General features: G+C 54.7%; 21 protein-coding genes. 12 read left to right on the top strand and 9 right to left on the bottom strand.

The genetic code is table 11. The annotated features are described in order from the left end of the window. Positions 1-169 precede the first annotated feature (169 nt). Genes BTJ40_RS02435 through BTJ40_RS02425 form a run of 3 tightly spaced genes read right to left on the bottom strand, consistent with a single transcriptional unit; the run spans position 170 to position 1,959 of the window. Positions 170-739: a YajG family lipoprotein gene (locus tag BTJ40_RS02435; RefSeq protein ID WP_108731622.1), complete on the bottom strand. Its 570-nt coding sequence runs from the start codon at positions 737-739 to the stop codon at positions 170-172. Positions 740-775: 36 nt separating this feature from the next. Continuing rightward, positions 776-1,234, bottom strand: a complete 459-nt coding sequence (locus BTJ40_RS02430) for a copper chaperone PCu(A)C (RefSeq protein WP_108731621.1) — start codon at positions 1,232-1,234, stop codon at positions 776-778. Further along, positions 1,231-1,959 carry an N-acetylglucosaminyltransferase gene (locus BTJ40_RS02425; protein WP_108731620.1) on the bottom strand — a complete coding sequence of 243 codons (729 nt, stop codon included), beginning with the start codon at positions 1,957-1,959 and terminating at the stop codon, positions 1,231-1,233. Before BTJ40_RS02425 ends, BTJ40_RS02430 begins: the two co-directional genes overlap by 4 nt. Before the next feature lie 120 nt (positions 1,960-2,079). Between BTJ40_RS02425 and BTJ40_RS02420 the strand changes: the two genes are divergently transcribed. From BTJ40_RS02420 to coq7, 11 genes are all read left to right on the top strand, one after another. After that, positions 2,080-3,882 carry a protein-disulfide reductase DsbD gene (locus tag BTJ40_RS02420; RefSeq protein ID WP_108731619.1) on the top strand — a complete coding sequence of 601 codons (1,803 nt, stop codon included), beginning with the start codon at positions 2,080-2,082 and terminating at the stop codon, positions 3,880-3,882. 259 nt (positions 3,883-4,141) lie between these two features. Next, complete coding sequence (gene aroQ / locus BTJ40_RS02415) at positions 4,142-4,597, top strand: type II 3-dehydroquinate dehydratase (RefSeq protein ID WP_108731618.1); 456 nt, start codon at positions 4,142-4,144, stop codon at positions 4,595-4,597. Positions 4,598-4,619: 22 nt separating this feature from the next. Continuing rightward, positions 4,620-5,087: an acetyl-CoA carboxylase biotin carboxyl carrier protein gene (accB, locus tag BTJ40_RS02410; RefSeq protein ID WP_108731617.1), complete on the top strand. Its 468-nt coding sequence runs from the start codon at positions 4,620-4,622 to the stop codon at positions 5,085-5,087. A gap of 15 nt (positions 5,088-5,102) precedes the next feature. Beyond that, the gene (gene accC, locus BTJ40_RS02405) at positions 5,103-6,443 is read left to right on the top strand and encodes an acetyl-CoA carboxylase biotin carboxylase subunit (RefSeq protein ID WP_108731616.1); all 1,341 of its coding nucleotides are present in this window, start codon (positions 5,103-5,105) and stop codon (positions 6,441-6,443) included. Positions 6,444-6,592: 149 nt separating this feature from the next. Continuing rightward, positions 6,593-7,474 (top strand): 50S ribosomal protein L11 methyltransferase, encoded by an 882-nt coding sequence (gene prmA, locus BTJ40_RS02400; RefSeq protein ID WP_108731615.1) that lies wholly within the window; start codon positions 6,593-6,595, stop codon positions 7,472-7,474. Between the two features lie 75 nt (positions 7,475-7,549). Further along, positions 7,550-8,770, top strand: a complete 1,221-nt coding sequence (locus BTJ40_RS02395; RefSeq protein WP_108731614.1) for a DUF3426 domain-containing protein — start codon at positions 7,550-7,552, stop codon at positions 8,768-8,770. Between the two features lie 205 nt (positions 8,771-8,975). Beyond that, entirely contained in the window at positions 8,976-9,968 is a 993-nt protein-coding gene (dusB, locus tag BTJ40_RS02390; RefSeq protein ID WP_108731613.1) for a tRNA dihydrouridine synthase DusB, read from the top strand. Next, positions 9,965-10,273: a DNA-binding transcriptional regulator Fis gene (gene fis, locus BTJ40_RS02385; protein ID WP_020411495.1), complete on the top strand. Its 309-nt coding sequence runs from the start codon at positions 9,965-9,967 to the stop codon at positions 10,271-10,273. The genes dusB and fis overlap by 4 nt, the downstream gene beginning before the upstream one ends. Before the next feature lie 143 nt (positions 10,274-10,416). After that, positions 10,417-11,988, top strand: coding sequence for a bifunctional phosphoribosylaminoimidazolecarboxamide formyltransferase/IMP cyclohydrolase (gene purH, locus BTJ40_RS02380; protein ID WP_108731612.1), 1,572 nt, complete (start codon positions 10,417-10,419; stop codon positions 11,986-11,988). Positions 11,989-12,179: 191 nt separating this feature from the next. Then, on the top strand, positions 12,180-13,484 hold the full coding sequence (purD, locus tag BTJ40_RS02375; RefSeq protein ID WP_108731611.1) for a phosphoribosylamine--glycine ligase: 1,305 nt from the start codon (positions 12,180-12,182) through the stop codon (positions 13,482-13,484). A gap of 56 nt (positions 13,485-13,540) precedes the next feature. Continuing rightward, positions 13,541-14,185 carry a 2-polyprenyl-3-methyl-6-methoxy-1,4-benzoquinone monooxygenase gene (coq7, locus tag BTJ40_RS02370; protein ID WP_108731610.1) on the top strand — a complete coding sequence of 215 codons (645 nt, stop codon included), beginning with the start codon at positions 13,541-13,543 and terminating at the stop codon, positions 14,183-14,185. A gap of 84 nt (positions 14,186-14,269) precedes the next feature. On the opposite strand, the gene BTJ40_RS02365 is transcribed toward coq7, so the two are convergent. Further along, positions 14,270-14,677, bottom strand: a complete 408-nt coding sequence (locus BTJ40_RS02365; protein WP_108731609.1) for an OsmC family protein — start codon at positions 14,675-14,677, stop codon at positions 14,270-14,272. A gap of 301 nt (positions 14,678-14,978) precedes the next feature. On the opposite strand from BTJ40_RS02365, the gene crp reads away from it, so the two are divergent. Then, on the top strand, positions 14,979-15,629 hold the full coding sequence (gene crp, locus BTJ40_RS02355) for a cAMP-activated global transcriptional regulator CRP (protein ID WP_051089460.1): 651 nt from the start codon (positions 14,979-14,981) through the stop codon (positions 15,627-15,629). Between the two features lie 78 nt (positions 15,630-15,707). Here the strand turns inward: crp and trpC are convergent, their stop codons facing one another. The 5 genes from trpC to trpE form a co-directional block, all read right to left on the bottom strand. Continuing rightward, a complete protein-coding gene (trpC, locus tag BTJ40_RS02350) occupies positions 15,708-16,505 on the bottom strand; it encodes an indole-3-glycerol phosphate synthase TrpC (RefSeq protein ID WP_202862893.1) in 798 nt (265 codons plus the stop codon). Then, entirely contained in the window at positions 16,499-17,548 is a 1,050-nt protein-coding gene (gene trpD / locus BTJ40_RS02345) for an anthranilate phosphoribosyltransferase (RefSeq protein WP_108731606.1), read from the bottom strand. The genes trpC and trpD overlap by 7 nt, the downstream gene beginning before the upstream one ends. Before the next feature lie 74 nt (positions 17,549-17,622). Further along, complete coding sequence (locus BTJ40_RS02340; RefSeq protein WP_108731605.1) at positions 17,623-18,201, bottom strand: aminodeoxychorismate/anthranilate synthase component II; 579 nt, start codon at positions 18,199-18,201, stop codon at positions 17,623-17,625. Further along, positions 18,198-19,061 carry an ion transporter gene (locus BTJ40_RS02335; RefSeq protein ID WP_108731604.1) on the bottom strand — a complete coding sequence of 288 codons (864 nt, stop codon included), beginning with the start codon at positions 19,059-19,061 and terminating at the stop codon, positions 18,198-18,200. The genes BTJ40_RS02340 and BTJ40_RS02335 overlap by 4 nt, the downstream gene beginning before the upstream one ends. Next, positions 19,048-20,559: an anthranilate synthase component I gene (gene trpE, locus BTJ40_RS02330; RefSeq protein WP_108735140.1), complete on the bottom strand. Its 1,512-nt coding sequence runs from the start codon at positions 20,557-20,559 to the stop codon at positions 19,048-19,050. Before trpE ends, BTJ40_RS02335 begins: the two co-directional genes overlap by 14 nt. Between the last annotated feature and the right edge of the window lie 30 nt (positions 20,560-20,589).

Below are 20,589 nucleotides of genomic sequence, written 5' to 3'. Positions count from 1 at the left end.
ACTCAAATTACAACAGAGCAAAGCGCAAACCTCCTGCTTTAACGGGGAGGTACCTTGCGGCGGTACATAACCGAAAAGGGTTACCGACATCATCGCCCAAGATCGCCGATTTTATTCAATTATCCAGCCTCCCAGCCGAGTTTTTTCTACAAATGTATAAGTTGCACATTCATAGATTGGTGCGCAAGAAATTTTTTAATTTCTCGTCTTCAAATACTCGCTGCAGGGTTGTGCTGAGCAGTTCATTCACTCGGCTCTGGACTTCTTCACGGCTGGGCTTAACCAGGTTGCGGTCTTTGCCGGAAGCACTGTAAGTACCGAAATAAGTACGAGGACCGATTTTTACTTCCAAGTGAATTTCAGCAGAGGTATCAATCTCAGTGGTATAAACCGTATTCGGACTGTTGTAAGTAAGTTTTACCAGTTTTGCGATCACCTGAACGTCTGGAGCGCTATCGGTAATTCGGAACGACCAGTTTGAGAAACCCTGGCGCAGCCCCGCTGCAATAGCCTCTCCGGCATCATTGCCAATACTCACCTGAGCAGTATCGGCATAGACACCACCTAGCGACCCCAGGCCGCCGCTGGGCAGTTCATTGACCCCAGCCACGCTCATACTAAACCCTTCACCTACAGGTTCATGGGCCACTTGAACCTGGGGCTGCAGCCAAATTTGCAGCGGACTATGGGCGCAAGCACTGAGCAAAAGTGCTCCGGCAAAAGCCATTAACTTTTTCATATTTAATTCCCCCTAACTTCGATAAAAACTGCCAATTCAGCCGTGATGATGGTGATGTTCACCCTCATCTCTTATTCGAACAATTGGCACCAGAATATCTACACTGCTGCCATCGGCAAACAGCAGCCTCAACGACAACTGCTCTCCCGCCTGCAGACGCAGACCTTTAATCATTAAATGCAGTCCACCCGGCGCCATTTCTACACTAGCCCCGGCGGCAATTGTCACCTGATCCAGCGGGCGCATTCGATTTATTCCATTCTCAGAAACGGTGGTATGCAGGTCTGCCGAAGCATCTTCAGCACCGGGCAACTCCACACCGGTGAGTACCTGACTCGAATCCCCTGTATTGCGCAGTGATACAAACGCGGCGCTCATTGAGGGCCCCGGCGGTGTTTCCCGGGCATATCCCTCCGCCATAATCCCAATGGAATAGGCCTCTTTCGACAGAACGAGTACTGCGATTAAAAAGGCAAATGCCAATACTTTTTTCATAATGCCCCTCCGCTGGACTTTATCAGAATCAATCGCGCCGGATTGCCGACTTTGATATCTCCTCGCACCCGATACCCGGGCACGGCCTCGCGCAACTGCTGGTAAACCCAGCGGCCCTCTGGATCGCTGCGCGCTACAATGATGACGCGCAGTTGCTCACTGCGAATTCGCTCGGCTACACGCTGTAACTGCTCCACCAATCCGGCAGACCTTGCCGTCAGCTCATCTGCTGGCAGACCGATAACCTCTCCTTGTGGCAAATCGAGCTGGGCCCGGCCCCGCTCGCGAACCAACTGTGTACGCACTTCTGCGACCAGCGGATTGGCCGGAGCCAACATCTCTGCCCGCTTCAACAAGGTATTCACCTCCCCAAAATCCCTTCGCCTCAGGGCGTCCCGGGCCCGTTCAACATAAGTGACCACGATCGTTTGAATGCCGGTTTCAGCCTTACTGTTATCCGGTTGCAGTTGCAATACGCGCAGGTAGTAGTCGTAAGCGCTGGCGCCGGCAGGCTGGGTTAGATGCCCTTTGCGCAGCGCCTGTTCCGCGCGATTCAAGAAAAACGAAACATTGTTGCGTCGAATCTGGTCCTGGGATGGTGTCTTTTTAGGGGCGGGTGGAGGGACAACCGTTTTGGGCGCCGGCTTATTGGATGAGCAGGCCCCCAGGCAAAATGTCAGTATCAGTAAAACCCCAAGGCTGTGAAGGCGTTCAAATGACGGCAAAACAATCCCCTATTGTTGTTTTTTTGTACCACTGGCGTCGCTATACTGCTGCGGCGACTGAACCCCCGTCTGGTGCAGCAGTCTGAACTATGCGCCCGACTATAATGAATTTTTTCATCTATGGCTGTGATGACCAAAAGTTTCCGAAAAAATTTCCTCGTTCTGCTGACATTCCTGCTGGCGGTGGCCAGTATTGGAGCCTCAGCACAGAACTCTGATAACCCTTTTGCCTCGCTGAGCAGTGCCCAGGAAAACACTTTCCTGCCAGTCGATGAAGCTTACCAACAGGATTTGCTCTTCGATGCCAATGGCCTCAGCGCACTCTTTCAGATTGCCCCTGAGTACTATCTATATCGGGAAAAGCTGGCGCTTTACAGGATCGACAATGGCGAGAAAACCCAAATTCCCTTAAACCTGCCAGCTGGTGAGGTCATTTGGGATGACTATTTCGAGAAGGAGACCGAAGTCTACCGGGGCCAGCTGGAATTTGCCCTGGATATGCCGGGCACCAGTGGCTCCACCCAACTGGAACTCCACTATCAAGGCTGTGCGGATGCCGGGCTTTGCTACCCCCCCCAGACCCGCTATTACAGCGTGGACTTTGCCAGTCGGGACATTGAACCTCAGGACAGTGCCTTAATCACAGGATCATCCACTCCGCCGGCGGGTGCTAACGGTGCTGCTGGCAGTAGCAATGTCACCTTATCGCTGGCGCTTTTACTCGCATTTGCCGGTGGCCTGATCCTGAACCTGATGCCCTGTGTCTTCCCGGTACTGTCGATTAAATTACTGGCGGTGAGCCAGGCCGCACAAAATGCGAGCCAAAGGCACCACCACGGCTGGGCCTATACCTTGGGTGTGATTTTAAGCTTTGTGGCAATCGCTGCCGTGATGCTCGCTCTTCGTGCAGGCGGCGAAGCGGTCGGCTGGGGCTTCCAGCTTCAGTCCCCCTGGCTCGTTGCAGCACTTGCCTATCTTTTCTTTATCATGGGATTGAGCCTGTCCGGAATGACCGAACTTGGCAGCAGCCTGATGGGTATTGGAGGCAACCTGGACAGACGCCAAGGATTATCGGGCTCTGTAGCATCCGGCGCACTGGCAACCCTGGTAGCCAGTCCCTGTACCGCGCCATTGATGGGCTCCGCATTGGGATTTGCTGTTACACAGCCCCCGCTAATAGCACTGAGTGTTTTTGCCGCCCTTGGCGCCGGTATGGCAGCCCCCTTCCTGTTATTGACCTACATTCCCGCTCTGGCGGATAAACTGCCCAAACCCGGCCCCTGGATGGATCGCCTGAAACAACTTCTGGCATTCCCCATGTATCTCACAGCGGTATGGCTGCTGTGGGTTCTGGGCCGGCAGGCCGGAGGTGATGGGGTTGCCCTGGTATTGGCCGGAGCAGTGGCCATTGCATTTGCCCTGTGGCTTTGGCCCCGCCCCCAATGGCACTGGCTGCGGGGTTCTATGGCCCTGGTATCCCTGGCCCTGGCGGTTTTGCTGCTTCCGCAGCTCAAAACCGTCAACCAGGCCGAGCAGCTGACCAGTAGCAACTACTGGGAGCCCTATTCGGCGGAGAGACTGGAAACTGCACGCAGTGAAGGGCGTGCAGTTCTGGCCAATATGACTGCGGCCTGGTGCATAACCTGCCTGATGAATGAGAAAGCTGTACTTTCAAGTACCGAGATCAGTGATGCGCTGGAGCGGCTCAATGTGGTCGCACTAAAAGGCGACTGGACAAACCAGGACCCGAAGATCAGCGAATTATTGGCCAAATACGGTCGTACCAGTGTTCCTCTATACCTTCTCTATCCCGCCGATGGAGGGGAGGCAAAAATATTGCCGCAAATACTGTCCCAGGATGATTTACTGCAGGAATTGGAGAACGCTGTGGACTCCCCCTTGAGCACTGGGGTCACGCGGTAAAGCTTTTGGCGCCTTTGTAGCCAACAACCCAAGGTAAAAAGGCCACAGCCCGGATATTTTGAACTAATTTTTTGCCCAATATCGCCGAACTGCTGCTAACTTCGATAAACTCCGAGTCTGGCATGGACAGGGAGTCACTTTTGCGGCAGACTCGGTCAATTAGTTCGGGCAACTAGGCCGAAAATTCGGGTTTGCCCGCAAGATAGCCAATTTTAACTCACTTTATATGGGTTTTCGGCAACTTTCTTCAGGGCGAATTATGGCTAAACTTCTTCTCCTCCACGGCCCCAACCTAAATCTCTTAGGCAGTCGTGAACCGCATATTTACGGGAGTACCACCCTGGCGGATATCAATGAAGCCGCCGAGCGCCAGTGCGGTGCCGCCGGACACGAACTGGAAGTCCTTCAGAGCAATAGCGAATCAGCCCTGCTGGAGCGAATTCATCTGGCGGCAACCAGCGGAGTCGAATTTATCGTTATCAATCCCGCTGCGTTCACCCATACCAGTGTCGCCTTGCGCGATGCCCTGGCAGCCGTTGCCATCCCCTTTATTGAGCTTCACCTGTCCAATCCCCACGCCAGGGAAGCCTTCCGACACCATTCCTATCTTTCAGACCTGGCCTGCGGCGTAATCTGTGGCTTTGGCGCCAACAGCTACACCCTGGCTCTACAGGCAGCCATCCACCAACTGGATGCAGCACCTGCACAACAATGAATCAAACTACGAGTAAATAACTATGGATATCCGCAAAATTAAAAAATTGATTGAGCTGCTCGAAGAATCGGATATCGGCGAGCTGGAAATCAAAGAAGGCGAAGAGTCCGTGCGCATCAGCCGCGGAGTCAGTGGCGCAACCCAGCCTGTTGCACCGATTTACAGCGCGCCTCCCGCACCGGTTGCCGCACCCGCTGCTCCGGTTCCCAGCGCTCCTGCTGCCCCAGCTGAAAAAGAGTCCAAACCGGCTATCAGCGGACACGCGGTGAAATCCCCGATGGTAGGCACCTATTACGCTGCCCCCAGCCCCGGCGCCGAGCCCTTTGTGAAAGTGGGGCAGCAGGTCAAGGTCGGTGACGTTGTCTGTATCGTCGAAGCCATGAAAATGATGAACCAGATCGAAGCTGACAAGGCCGGTACCATCGAATCCATCCTGCTGGAAGACGGCCAGCCGGTAGAATTTGACCAGCCCCTCGTGACCATCGTCTGAGTGGGGTAAGTCACTATGTTCGACAAAATCCTTATCGCCAATCGTGGCGAAATTGCCTTGCGGATTTTGCGCGCCTGTAAAGAGATGGGCATCGCTACTGTGGCGGTGCACTCCCTGGTAGACCGCAATCTCAAGCACGTACGCCTGGCCGACGAATCTGTATGTATCGGCCCCAATCCATCCCCACAGAGCTATCTGAACGTGCCGGCCCTGATCGCCGCTATGGAGATCACCGACGCAGTAGCTGTGCACCCGGGCTATGGCTTTCTCGCAGAAAACGCCGACTTCGCCGAACAGGTGCAGAAGAGCGGCTTTACCTTTATCGGCCCAGACCCGGATGTTATCCGCTTGATGGGTGACAAGGTGTCTGCCATTGCTGCCATGAAAAAGGCCGGCGTTCCCACCGTACCCGGCTCCGACGGCCCGCTGCCCGATAACAGCGAGCGCTGCATGGAGATCGGCCGCAGCATCGGTTATCCGGTCATTATTAAAGCTGCCGCCGGTGGCGGTGGACGCGGCATGCGCGTGGTGGAAAAGGAAGAGGAGCTGGTAAACGCGATTGCCGTGACCAAGTCTGAAGCCCAAGCGGCCTTCGGCGACGGCACTGTTTACATGGAAAAATTCCTGCAGAATCCCCGCCATGTGGAGATCCAGGTAATGGCCGATGGCCAGGGCAACGCCATCCATCTGGGCGATCGTGACTGCTCCCTGCAGCGCCGCCATCAAAAAGTTTTGGAAGAAGCCCCAGCTCCAGGCATTCCCGACGAGGTGCGCAGGCAGGTACATGAGTCCTGTGTACAAGCCTGTATCGATATCGGCTATCGCGGCGCGGGTACTTTTGAATTCCTGTATGAAAATGAGCGCTTCTACTTTATCGAAATGAACACCCGTATCCAGGTGGAGCACCCCGTTACCGAAATGGTAACCGGCGTTGACTTGATCAAAGAGCAGATTCGGGTTTGTGCCGGTGAGAAGCTATCCCTGAAACAGGAAGATATCGTTATCAAAGGCCACTCCTTTGAATGCCGTATCAATGCCGAAGATCCACAGACCTTCTTCCCCAGCCCCGGCAAGGTGAACAACTTCCATATGCCCGGCGGCCTGGGTGTACGAGTGGATTCCCACCTCTACTCTGGGTACTCGGTGCCACCCAATTACGATTCCATGATCGCCAAGCTGATCACCCATGCGGAAGATCGTGAAACCGCATTAGCACGTATGCGGGTGGCCCTGTCGGAACTGGTGGTAGACGGTATCAAAACCAATATTCCCCTGCAGGAAGAGTTGGTACGAGATGAAAACTTCGCCAAGGGTGGGGTCAATATCCACTACCTGGAGAAGAAGTTAGGTCTTTAAGCGCTCGCCAGCCGGGGCAAAGTTAGCGAGAATTGCGGCAAACTTAACGGCACTGAACGTTGCCAAGGATGGCGTGGCAACCGTCGTTATTTGAGTGCGGCCCGGCCGCAACAACGCCGTAACATCGCTACAACAATTCCGGATTAATTATGCCCTGGCTACAACTCCGCGTGGACACTGATCGTGATCACGCGGAAAAAATCGAAGACGCACTGCTTTTTGCCGGTGCCGTATCTGTCACCCTGCAAGACAACGCCGACCAACCGATCCTTGAACCTGGGCTCGGGGAGGTGCCTCTTTGGGAACAAACACGGGTTACCGGGTTGTTCGATGCGGAAGTCGACACCTCGGTTACCGAAGCAAAAGCGGCCTCCTTCCTGTGCGAAATACTACCCAATGCCCGCTGGGAACAACTTGAAGACAAGGACTGGGAGCGGGAGTGGATGGCTCACTATAAGCCCATCCAGTGCGGTCCCAATCTGTGGATCTGTCCCAGCTGGTGCGAGCCACCACAACCGGACGCCGTCAACCTGCTGCTCGATCCCGGCCTCGCCTTCGGCACCGGCACGCACCCGACTACCTTCCTATGCCTGCAGTGGCTGGCACAGCAGGGCCTCGAAGGTAAGAGTGCTATCGACTTCGGTTGCGGCTCGGGCATTCTGGGTATTAGCGCACTGCTACTGGGAGCGGGGCGGGTTCTCGGCACCGATATCGATCCCCAAGCATTAATCGCCAGTCGTGACAACGCCCAGCGCAACGGCATAGACCCGGAGCGCTTCCCGGTCTACCTGCCAGAGCAAATGCCGAGCGAAGCCGTCGATGTTATGTTGGCCAATATTCTCGCCGGTCCCCTGGTAGAGCTAGCCCCGCAACTGATACAACTCACTCAATTGGGCGGGAAAATCTGCTTGTCCGGCATCCTCAGCTCCCAGGCAGAGCAGGTGAAAAACGCCTACAGCGAATGGATTGAGTTCGATTCTGATGGCGAACACGAGGGGTGGGTCAGATTGACTGGCGAACGGGTGCGCTAAATGCGCTCCCGAACACTACGCGGGACCCCTTCAGGCTGATAAACTTGGCTGCTAAATAAACTGCGCTCTAGTCGAATGTCTCAACTGGTAACCCGCTGTCCCCATTGCAGCACATCATTTCATATTAATGACCAGCAACTGCGCGCTGCCCGTGGCGCCGTTCGCTGTGGGTCTTGCCTGCAGGTGTTTCGCGCAGATGAAAATATCGTTTTCTCTGAAAGTGATAGCGAAAGCCGCAATGATTTAGAAGCATTGCTGGAAGATGATGACTTCCTGATTCACGACGATATCGAGCTCGACGAGGACGAACCCGCCACTTCGCCACCTCCACCTGCAGTAAATCAAACTACCGGTCGAAAGAGTGCACCTGAAAGCGAATCTACATCGGAACCGAAGGAATACAGTGCAGCAGCGCAGGAATTAATTGGTGATGCCTTTGGGGATCACGAGTGGCAGGAGCTGGAAGCATCCCACACCGAGGAGGAGCTGGAACAGGAAGAGGATCTGGATCAGATCCTCAAACCGGACTTGGAGGAGATTCCGGATTCTGATTCGAACTCTTTGCAAGGGTACAGCACCCAACCTGAAGTATCGGAATTTGAAGCTTCAGGTCCCTCCGTTGAGAACCGATCCTGGGACAGTGGCGAATCAACACCATCTACCGAGCCGGTAAATTCACCTCGCCCCACTGATGAAACCCGCCGGGAGCCTTACTTCGGCGGCGAATCTACCAATACTGAAGAACCTCAGCGGGAGCAGTTGATCTCAGCCATCCAACCTGCGCCACTGGAGATGTCTTGGGGGGTCCCGAAAAAGAAACGCACCGCCTCTCCCTGGCTGTGGCGCGCATTGATTCCCCTATCGATCCTCGGCATCGCTGTTCAGGTCGCTTATTTCCAATTCGATAGCCTAAGTCGCAAGCAGCCCTGGCGCGACGTCTATGCCGTTACCTGCCCGTTATTCGGCTGTACCTTGCCCCAGCTGAAAGATACCCGGGCGATCCAGGCCTCAAATTTGATGGTGCGAACCCACCCGCAGCTGGAGGGTGCCCTGGTAGTGGATGCAGTGCTGCTAAATACCGCCCCCTACGCGCAACCCTTCCCCAACCTGTTGCTGAACTTCAGCGACCTGAAGGACAAGGCTGTGGCCAGTCGCCGGTTTACCCCGGACGAGTACCTGCAGGGGGAGTTGGCCGGACGCAAACTAATGCCCCAGGACAGCCCCATTCATATCGCAATTGAGGTGGTTGACCCCGGTGCAGAAGCGGTAAACTACGAGCTGAACATCACTCACTGAGCACACACAAGCTCCCCGGCTAAGTTTTTAGCAAAGGGGATTTGGCGCCATAAACAACCAAACCTGCGCATTCGGCAGGCTAAATGAACAGTGATCGATCAAATTGCCCGCTTTTTCGCTTTGCCATTAACGGGCCAGCCGCTATCATAGGCGGCTGTTTTGCCGGGGCACAGATTGCCCTTCCTACAGCCCAATTGGAGCTACCGTGTCTACTGCCATTGGCCCCTATATTATCGACAACCCGGTAATTCTGGCGCCCATGGCCGGTGTCACCGACCGCCCCTTCCGCCAGCTGTGCCGAGAACTCGGCGCCGGATTGGTGGTTTCGGAGATGGTGACCTCGGACACTCGCCTGTGGAACAGCCGCAAGTCCCGCTTGCGCCTGGATCACGGTGGCGAAGCGGCGCCCATATCGGTGCAGATCGCCGGCGGTGATCCTGAGATGATGGCGGAAGCCGCTCGGGAGAATGCTCGTCGCGGCGCGCAAATCATCGATATTAATATGGGCTGCCCGGCAAAAAAGGTGTGTAAGAAAGCAGCAGGCTCCGCCCTGCTGCGGGATGAAAAGCTGGTAGCGGATATTCTTCAAGCCGTGGTCCAGTCTGTTTCCGTCCCGGTGACGCTGAAAATCCGCACCGGCTGGTGCCCGGATTCCCGCAATGGCGTCACTGTAGCCAAAATGGCCGAGGATTCCGGGATCGCTGCACTGGCGGTTCACGGTCGCACTCGCGCCTGTGGCTACCACGGACAGGCTGAATTCGATACCATTGCCGAAATTGTATCCAGGGTAAAAATCCCGGTTTTTGCCAATGGCGACATCTGCAGTGCTGAGAGAGCCCGAGAGGTGCTCGATTACACTGGCGCATCGGCGGTCATGATTGGCCGTGCAGCACAGGGAAGACCATGGATTTTTCGGGAAATAGCCCACTATCTCGCCACTGGTGAGCGGCTAGCCGAACCGACATTGGATGAAGTCAGGAATATTTTGCTCGCCCATTTGGGCGAACTACACCGATTCTACGGTGAGGTGATGGGGGTCCGTATCGCTCGCAAACATGTGGGCTGGTACTTGAAGACGCTCGCGGATAGCGAGTCCTTCCGTAAGACCTTTTTCCAAATAGAGAGTGCAGAAGTACAACATGCCAGCGTTCACGAGTGGTTTGAACGCCGAATAACGAGAGGGGCACAAGCGGCATGAATAACGAAGTATTGATTCCGGATACTGGCAATGAAGAAGTATCCTCCAGGGGACAGACTCAACTGGCACAGCCACAGCAGCAGTCCCTGCGCGATGCCGTCGAGCACGCAATGGAGAACTACTTCCGCCACCTGGATGGCCAGATGGTAACCGATGTCTACGACATGGTGCTGTCGGAGATCGAAGCGCCCATGCTCGAAGTGGTGATGAAATACACCCGCCACAACCAGACCCGCGCCGCGCAATTACTGGGTCTCAACCGTGGCACCCTGCGCAAGAAGCTGAAGCGCTACGGCCTGCTGTAAGCTTCCCACCGAGCGAAATTTTGAAGGGGGATGAGGTAACTCATCCCCCTTCGCTATTTTCCCGGCAGCATTTTTGTTGCCACAGTGGACAACCGCTAAAACCCTTTAAATATCCTTTTCGAAAACCAGTTGGATCAAGTGCAATGACAGACAAGGTTTCCATCCGCCGCGCTCTAATTAGTGTCTCTGACAAGAGTGGCATTGTAGAGTTCGCTCAACAGCTCTCCGCAATGGGGGTTGAGATTCTTTCCACCGGCGGAACCCACCGCCAGCTCAAGGAAGCGGGTATTCCCGTGGTAGAAGTTTCCGACTACACCGGCTTCCCCGAAATGATGGACGGCCGTGTCAAAACTCTGCACCCGAAAGTACACGGCGGTATTCTGGGACGCCGTGGTACCGATGATGCCATCATGAGCGAGCACGGTATCACCCCGATCGATATGGTGGTGGTTAACCTCTACCCCTTCGCTCAAACCGTTGCCAAGCCCGACTGTTCTCTCGAAGATGCTATCGAGAATATCGATATCGGCGGCCCCACCATGGTTCGCGCTGCCGCCAAGAACCACAAAGATGTCACTATCGTGGTCAATGCCAGCGATTACGGCAACATCATCGGGGAAATGAAAGCTAACGATGGCGCCTTGAGCCACGCCAGCCGCTTTGACCTGGCGGTAAAAGCCTTCGAGCACACGGCGGGCTATGACGGCGCTATCGCCAATTACCTGGGTGCCATTAAAGGCGAAGAAAAGCAGCTGTTCCCGCGCACCTACAACAGCCAATTTATCAAGAAACTGGACCTGCGCTACGGTGAGAACCCGCACCAGAAATCCGCTTTCTATACCGAAGCCAACCCGGCTGAGGCCAGTATTTCCACTGCCACCCAACTGCAGGGCAAAGAGCTGTCCTACAACAATATCGCCGATACCGATGCCGCACTGGAGTGCGTCAAGTCCTTCGAGCAACCCGCTTGCGTGATCGTTAAACACGCCAACCCCTGTGGTGTGGCAATTGCTGAAGATATTCACAAGGCCTACGACCTGGCTTTCGCTACCGACAGCGAATCCGCCTTTGGCGGTATCATCGCTTTCAACCGGGAACTCGATGGCGCCACTGCCCGCGCTATCGTCGAGCGACAGTTTGTTGAAGTCATCATCGCACCGTCAGTCTCCGAAGAGGCCAAGCAGGCCGTCGCCGAGAAGAAGAACCTGCGCCTGCTGGTATGCGGCCAGTGGAGCAGCGAGCGCACCCCGGCACTGGACTACAAGCGCGTTAATGGCGGCCTGCTGGTTCAGGACCGCGACGACGGCCTGATCACTGCTTCCGACCTGAAAGTAGTCTCCAAGCGCCAACCCACTGAAGAAGAAATCCGCGATCTGCTGTTTACCTGGAAAGTGGCCAAGTTCGTAAAATCCAATGCCATCGTATACGGCAAAGACGGTCGCACTGTAGGCGTAGGCGCAGGCCAGATGAGCCGCGTAAACTCCGCACGCATCGCCGCGATCAAGGCCGAGCACGCCGGCCTCGCCGTTGCAGGGTCTGTTATGGCTTCCGATGCCTTCTTCCCCTTCCGCGACGGCATCGATAATGCTGCCGCTGTGGGAATCCAGGCAGTCATCCAGCCCGGCGGTTCCATGCGCGATGAAGAAGTGATCGCCGCAGCGGACGAGCACAATATGGCCATGGTATTTACCGGTATGCGCCACTTCCGCCACTAAGATTGTGTGCCCGCAAATGCTTACTGCTGCGGGCTATGATCAACGGGCTGGAAAGTATCGATACTTCCCAGCCCGCACAAATCATTGGAATCCAGGGGCGAGACTCAGGCCCGAGGATCAATTCCACGTTAAACTAGCACACCTATAACCTGTGCAACGGACCGGATCGGTCGACTTAGGGGGATTTAAGAATGAACGTATTGGTTATCGGATCAGGTGGCCGCGAGCACGCCCTGGCGTGGAAAGCAGCGCAAAACCCAGATGTCGGCACCGTCTATGTTGCCCCGGGCAACGCCGGTACTGCCCGCGAACCCAAGCTAGAAAATATCGCAATCGGTGTGGATAACTTCGCCGCCCTGGCAGATTTCGCCGAAGAAAACGGCGTAGAACTAACTATTGTCGGCCCGGAAGCACCGCTGGTAGAGGGTGTTGTCGATTTCTTTAATGCCCGTGGCCTCGCCATTTTTGGCCCCAGCAAAGGCGCCTCCCAACTGGAGGGCTCCAAAGCCTTTACCAAGGACTTTCTCGAGCGCCACAAAATCCCCACCGCCGCCTACCGCAATTTCACCGAAGTGGAGCCGGCGGTTGCCTACATTCGCGAGCGCGGCGCGCCCATCGTGGTTAAAGCCGACGGCTTGGCTGCGGGCAAGGGTGTAATCGTTGCCGAAACCGAAGAGCAGGCTGAGCTCGCTGTACGCGATATGCTGTCTGGAAACGCCTTTGGTGAAGCCGGCTGCCGCGTGGTTATCGAGGAGTTCCTCCAGGGTGAGGAAGCGAGCTTTATCGTGATGGTGGATGGTGAAAACATCCTGCCGATGGCCACCAGCCAGGATCACAAGCGCGTTGGCGATGGTGATACCGGCCCCAATACGGGCGGTATGGGTGCCTACTCCCCGGCACCGGTGGTGACCGACACCATTTACCAGCGCATTATGCAAGAGGTTATCGAGCCCACCGTTAAAGGCCTGGCCTCTGAGGGCACACCCTACACCGGTTTCCTCTACGCCGGCCTGATGATCGATAGCGACGGCACCCCGAAGGTTATCGAGTACAACTGTCGCTTTGGCGATCCGGAAACCCAGCCAATTATGATTCGCCTGAAATCAGACCTGGTCGACCTGTGCATGGCTGCTCTGGACAAGAAGCTGGACACTGTCACTGCTGAGTGGGATCCCCGCCCAGCCCTGGGTGTGGTACTTGCCGCGCACGGCTATCCCGGCAGCTACCGCAAAGGCGATGCCATCAGCGGTCTGGACAAAGCAGACAGTGACAACGCCAAGGTCTTCCACGCCGGTACCGCACTGGATGGTGAGCGCGTAGTCACCAATGGTGGCCGGGTGTTGTGCGCCACAGCAATGGGGGATACCGTCGCTGAAGCTCAGGAAAATGCCTATGAATCAGCTCGGGCTATCTACTGGGACGGTGTATTCTTCCGGAAAGATATCGGCTACCGCGCTGTCGAAAGAGAAAAGGTTTCTGCAGAGCAGCAGGACTAACAGCTGGCATCGGCGGCCGCTCATCAGCGGTCGCCTTCCACAGGGAGCAGAATACTATGAGTAAACGCAGCCTCAGCGGACTCGACCGCCTGTTAATTCAAGCGGATCGGGCTCTGCGCACCCTGAGTCCCGGCGAACCCTGCCACGGCCGGGCATCCCCGGCGAAGGGTGAAGCCGAGACAGACCTCACCGACAGCGAACGCAAACACGCCGCTGGCCTTATGCGGGTCAACCATAGCGGTGAAGTCTGCGCCCAGGCGCTCTACCAGGGCCAGGCCCTGACCGCCAAGCTGCCCGAGGTGCGGGGGGAAATGGAGCGCGCTGCCGATGAGGAGATCGACCATCTGGCCTGGTGTGAACAGCGCTTGAAGGAATTGGACAGCCGCCCCAGCCTACTCAACCCACTGTGGTACGGCATGTCCTTTGGGCTCGGCGCCGCCGCCGGGAAAATCAGCGACCGAATCAGCCTCGGTTTTGTGGCCGCTACGGAAGACCAGGTGTGTAAACATCTTGAGAGCCACCTCGAAAAGCTTCCCGCCGACGACAAGAGAAGCCGTGCGGTAGTGGAACAGATGTTAATTGACGAAGACGAGCACGCCCACGCTGCACTGGCCGCCGGTGGTGCCCGCTTCCCTGCTCCAGTAAAAGGAGTGATGTCTCTGGTATCCAAAGTGATGACCTCGGCCAGTTATAAAATCTGACCGTTACTCTTCACTCATTAAAACGACTTGGATTTTAGGGAGGTTACGCCCAGTTTCCTCCCTCCCTTCCCGGCTAATTTCCCTTCAAGCTTCTTCAACGCTGTAGCTGTGCACAATCTCGACACCCGCATTGCGCAACATGATGGAGCCTGAGCAGTATTTCTCTGCGGAGAGTTCCACTGCACGGGCAACATGGGATTCCTTCAATCCGCGACCGCGCACTACAAACTTCATTTCAATTCGCTCAAACGGCGATGGGGTTGTATCCGGGCGCACACCTTCCAGTTCACAATGACAGGAAATAATGTCTTGTCTCGCCTTCTGTAAAATACTCACCACATCGTAAGCCGCGCAGCCACCGACGCCCAGCAAAATCATTTCCATCGGGCGCACACCATTATTTGTGCGGCCGCCTTCCATCACTACCGAATTACCACTGCCGGCTTCACCGACGAAGGTTAAATCATGTACCCAGGTTACTTTCCCCTGCATCACTCCACTCCCATTAAAACTTCAGCGGCGAAGCTTAGCATATTGGCGAAGTCTATCCCGGCACCTGTATGTTTCCGGTATAGTGTCTGGTACGCCTCCGCGCGAAAGCCGAATGACGCATGATCAAATGCTTTTTCTATGAACGCATCGTGGTTTATGAAGTCCAAGCGACCCAGTGCCATAGTGTCACAGGTCACACTGCGGAACTTTGCCGCGGTCAGCCCCTGTTGGGGATTTTGTTTTCGCGCGATAATTCAATAGTGCTCAGCTGCTAAAGCCGGGATAGAGCACAAGACAAAAAATGAGGAATAAATCCGTGACGGTTGCTATCGAAGACCCCATGACTATCGGCAATATTGAAGACTTTCTGGCCCACTGCCACCGGCGTCGCTACCCGGCCAAGAGCACAATTATCTATGCTGGCGACCGCTGTGAATCCCTTTATTTCATTATGCGCGGTTCCGTTACAGTTCTGATTGAGGACGATGAAGGCCGCGAAATGATCGTTGCCTACCTCAACGACGGAGACTTTTTCGGTGAGATGGGCCTGTTCGATCAGGACACCCGCAGTGCCTGGGTCCGCACCAAAACCGAGTGTGAGGTGGCAGAAATCTCCTACACCAAGTTCCAGGAACTCACTCGCCAGCACCCAGAGTTTCTTTTTGCCCTGGCCACCCAAATGGCAGGCCGCCTGCGCAACACCACGCGCAAAGTTGGCGATCTCGCCTTCCTGGATGTCACCGGGCGTGTCGCTCGCACCCTGCTCGATCTCTGCAATGAGCCGGATGCAATGACTCACCCCGAGGGCATGCAAATAAAAATCACCCGCCAGGAAATTGGCCGTATCGTCGGCTGCTCCCGGGAAATGGTGGGCCGCGTATTAAAAACCCTGGAAGAACAGGGCCTGGTTTCCGTTAAAGGTAAAACCATGGTGGTGTACGGTACCCGCTAGTAACCGAATAAATACACCGCATAAAAAAAGGGCGATTTTTACATCGCCCTTTTTTATTTCTACTACTGGAGTAAGCGGTCAGTTAAACATTTCCATCAATTTCCTGCCCGGCTCCTCCTCCCGCATAAAGGCCTCTCCCACCAGGAAAGCATTGACGTTATGACCACGCATAGCCGCAACATCGTCTGTGGTATGAATACCGCTTTCCGTGACCACAAGACGGTCTTCAGGGATCAAGTCCAGTAACTTAAAGGTATTTTCCAGCTGCACATCGAAAGTGTGCAGATTGCGATTATTGATACCGATTAAGCGGTTAGGTAATGCCAGGGCCCTCTCCAATTCCTTGTGGTTATGCACTTCCACCAAGACATCCAGACCCAATTCCAAAGCAAGCCCATTGAGGTCCTGCATCTGAGGATCATCAAGGCAGGCTGCGATTAACAAAATACAGTCGGCACCAATCGCTCGAGCTTCATAGATCTGGTAGGGGTCAACGGTAAAGTCCTTGCGCAGCACCGGTAGGCGTACGGCATCCCGGGCCTGCTGCAAGTAATTATCTGCACCCTGAAAAAAGTCCACATCGGTTAGTACTGACAGACAAGCCGCGCCACCTTTTTCATAGCTGGTAGCAATTTCTGCAGGAAGGAAATCCTCGCGAATCACGCCTTTACTGGGAGAGGCTTTTTTAATTTCGGCAATAACCGCGGCCTCGCCAGTGGAAATCTTGCGATCCACTGCATCGACAAAACCTCTCGCCGGCTCCTGATCCCGAGCGCGAAGGCGAACTTCGTCGGTGGAGCACTCAGCCTTGCGCTCAGCTACCTCTTGCCATTTGCGTTCGACAATAGTTTTTAAAATGGTAGGGGTGCTCACGATTGAATTTCCTCCGGACGAAACGCACTGGTAAACGCGGCAAGATCATTGATTTTTTCTCCGGCGAGGCCGCTGTCGATAGCGTCCTGCGCCATAGCCACACCCTGCTCGGCAGAGTGCGCAACGCCGCTAATATAAATCGCCAAGCCAGCATTAAGCGCAATAATATCTGCTGCTTTTTGCCCTGCCTCAGTACTGCGTTTACCCAGTGCATCGCGAATCAAGGCCAGGGATTCCTCGGAACCGGAAACGCTGAGGCCGGAGAGATCCCGGCGCTGCAGGCCAAAGTCCTCAGGCTTGAGTGTATATTCCCGCAAGGCACCATCTTTTAATTCCACAGCAAAGGTATCCGCAGCAATACTGGCTTCATCGAGTCCATCGTCACTGTGTAAAACCAGTACGTGCTCTGAGCCAAGCTGCTGTAAAACTTCAGCCAATAGTCGGCAGTAGCGTTTTTCGTAAACGCCTATTACTTTGCGCTTTACCCCTGCCGGATTAGTCATCGGGCCTAACAGGTTAAAGATGGTGCGCAACCCCAGTGCTTTTCGCGAAGGGCCAACATGGCGCATGGCATTATGAAAGCTGGGTGCAAACATAAAGCCGATGCCGATAGTTTCCACGCAACGTGCCATCTGCGAGGGGTTTAGTTCCAGGAATACGCCGGCATGTTCAAGCAGGTCCGCAGAACCACTGCTGGATGACACCGAACGGTTGCCGTGCTTGGCAACTTTAGCCCCCGCAGCAGCGGCGACAAAACTGCTCGCACTGGACACATTAAACAGATTGGCGCCATCACCACCGGTGCCGACAATATCAACGGTATTTTCCAGGGTGAGATCAACTTTTACCGCCAGCTGACGCATAGTTTCCACTGCGCCAACAATTTCATCGACTGTCTCACCGCGAATACGTAGTGCAATAAGGAGAGCGCCTATTTGTGGTTCCAGTGCTTCACCGCGCATTATCTGGCCAACAGTTTCGCGCATTTCTTCACGAGTAAGGTGTTCGCCATCCACCAGTTTGGCAATGGCCTGTTGAATATTCATTTTTCTCCCTTTGCCCCGTTCAGGTTATTGATTCCGGCGGGGCCCAGCCCGCCACACGCTGATGCTTCCGGTTCTCAAGACTCGATAAAGTTTCTCAGCATATCGTGACCGTGCATGGTGAGAATCGACTCCGGGTGAAACTGCACACCTTCCACGGCTAACTCCCGGTGCTTCACCCCCATAATCTCATCGATTTCACCATCCTCTGTTTCAGTCCAGGCGGTAATCTCAAGGCATTCCGGCAAGCTGCTTTTTTCCACCACCAGTGAGTGATAACGGGTCGCCTCAAATGGATTAGATAAGCCGTGAAACACTCCCAAGTTGTTGTGCACTATAGGAGATGTTTTGCCGTGCATAACCTGCCGGGCACGAACCACCCTGCCACCGAAGACCTGTCCAATACTCTGGTGCCCCAGACAAATACCCAAAATAGGGATACTGCCGGCAAAACGGCGAATGGTATCGAGCGAAATACCCGCCTCATTGGGGGTACAGGGACCCGGCGAAATCACAATTTTCTCTGGCGCCATTGCCTCGATTTCATCCAGGGTAATTTCGTCGTTGCGTTTTACCATCACTTTTGCACCCAGCTCTTCCAGGTACTGCACTACATTCCAGGTAAAGGAGTCGTAGTTATCGATCATTAAAATCATTGTGCGGCCCCCTTAGCCTCTGGTTGATAAGTGGATTCTTCCATTCTTTTTTGCAGGCGTGCGAGAGAGGCCTGGGTTGCGCGGAGTTCGCGCAGGATTTCGGTCTGGCTTGGAGGCAGACACATTTCATCCATTCGTCGCAATTTGGCCTCTTCCAGGTTATTCAAGACTACACCGATAAAGAGGTTAATCATTACGAACGCCCCCATGACCACAAAGCTGACGAAGTAAAGCCAGGCCCAAGGCATCGAATCCATCGCGGTATACATAATATCCGTCCAGTCCTCAAATGTGACAATCCGGAACAAGCTTAAAAAGGCGATTGGCAGGCTGCGCCAATGAGTAGGATCGATATCGTGGAACAGGAAATAACCCGCCACCCCATAGATATAAAAGATGATGCTCATCAACAAAGCGATGTGCATCATGCTTGGCAGGCTTCGCAATAACGTATCTACCAAAGTACGAAGCTCTGGAAATGCAGATACAAGGCGCAGTACCCTCAACACTCGTACCAAACGCGCCAATGTCGCCAGGGGCCCGGTGGCGGGAATCAGGCTCAAAGCGATAATAGTAAAGTCGAAACAGTTCCAACCACTGGCAAAGTAACGCCAAGGCCGGGTTCCATGGGAAGCGATCTTAACTGCCGCTTCGATCACAAAAGAAGCGAGTATCAGCTGGTTAATAGTTCCGAGCAGCGTACCAAAACGCTCCATCACCCAGGTGGAAGTCTCCAGCCCAACAGCAACAGCGTTGAGCAAAATCATGCCAATAATGAGCTGGTTAAATAACGGCGCTGCGACAACTCGCTCGCAGCGTTCAGCCAGGGTCAACTTTTGAGAAATACTAACTTCGCTCATCTTGCTCGATCTTTAAAGGGTCACTACTCTTGGCCAGCGCCATACCGGCAGCGCGGAAAAGCGCTCGGGCCTTATTCATTGTTTCATTCCACTCTGACTGCGGATCGGAGTCGGCCACCAGGCCAGCTCCCGCCTGCACATATAGTCGGCCATCCTTGATAACTGCTGTGCGAATGGCGATAGCGGTATCCATATTGCCATTCCAAGCCAGGTAGCCGACCGCCCCACCGTAAATGCCACGCTTTTCTGGCTCCAGCTCATCGATAATTTCCATAGCGCGAATCTTGGGGGCCCCCGACAGGGTACCGGCCGGCAGTGCCGCGCGCAGAGCATCCATTGCGGTGAGGCCCGGCTTTAACCGGCCGACAACATTGGAGGTAATATGCATCACGTGGGAATAGCGCTCGACAAACATTTGGTCGGTGACTTTGACACTGCCAGTATCAGCCACTCTGCCGATATCATTGCGCCCCAGGTCAATCAGCATCAGATGTTCAGCGAGTTCTTTGGGATCTGCCAACAGCTCTTCCTCCAGGGCAAGATCCTCCTCCTCAGTGGCTCCCCGATGACGGGTTCCCGCCAGAGGTCGCACAGTCATCTCCCCCTCTTCTAAATGCACCAAAATTTCTGGGCTGGAACCCACCACATGGTGGTCACCCAGATCGAGGAAATACATATACGGCGAAGGGTTCAAACTGCGTAAAGCACGGTAAAAATTGAGTGGCGGCGCATCGAAAGGCGCAGACAGGCGCTGGGAGGGCACCACCTGCATCACATCACCGGCAAGCACGTACTCTTTAACCCGGTCTACTGCGCGCTTAAAGTTGTTCTCGCCAAAGTGGGATTGGAATTCACTCTCATCAATGCCGCGCCCATGCAAATCGAGAGGTACAGTATCCGGCAGCGGTTGCGCTAACTGGCCTACCAATTGGTTCAGGCGCTGCTGGGCTTTTTCGTAGGCAGCTTCTTCATTGGTATTTGCATGGACAATCAGAATTACCGCACCGGCAAGATTGTCAAAAACTACCAATTCATCGCTGACCATCAAAAGGATATCAGGATTACCCAGGGTATCCGGCGGAGTACTGGCGGCCAGGCGCGGTTCGATATAGCGCACACAGTCATACCCAAAATAACCCACCAGCCCGCCGTTAAAACGTGGTAGATCCGCTAATTCAGGTACCTGATAGCGCTGCTGAAACCGTTCAACAAACTCCAGAGGGTCGGCGGCGCTGTGGCTCTCTACAACCTCTCCATCAGTTTCCACAGTGATGTCAGTGCCCTTAACCCTGAGCAGAGTCCGCGCAGGTAAACCAATAATGGAATAGCGTCCCCACTTCTCCCCGCCCTGGACCGATTCCAGCAAATAGCTGTAACGGCCTCCGGCCAGTTTCAAATAGGTGGACAGTGGCGTTTCAATATCCGCCAGTACGCGCCTTACCAGGGGGATACGGTTATAACCCTCAGACGCAAGTTGAGCGTATTCAGTAGGGGTCATGGAGACTCCGATCAATTTTTCATTCTTTAT

It is taken from the genome of Microbulbifer sp. A4B17 (assembly GCF_003076275.1).
Classification (GTDB): Bacteria; Pseudomonadota; Gammaproteobacteria; order Pseudomonadales; family Cellvibrionaceae; genus Microbulbifer.
Note: the sequence above shows the minus strand (reverse complement) of the source record. Positions and strands in the feature narration are given on the sequence as shown.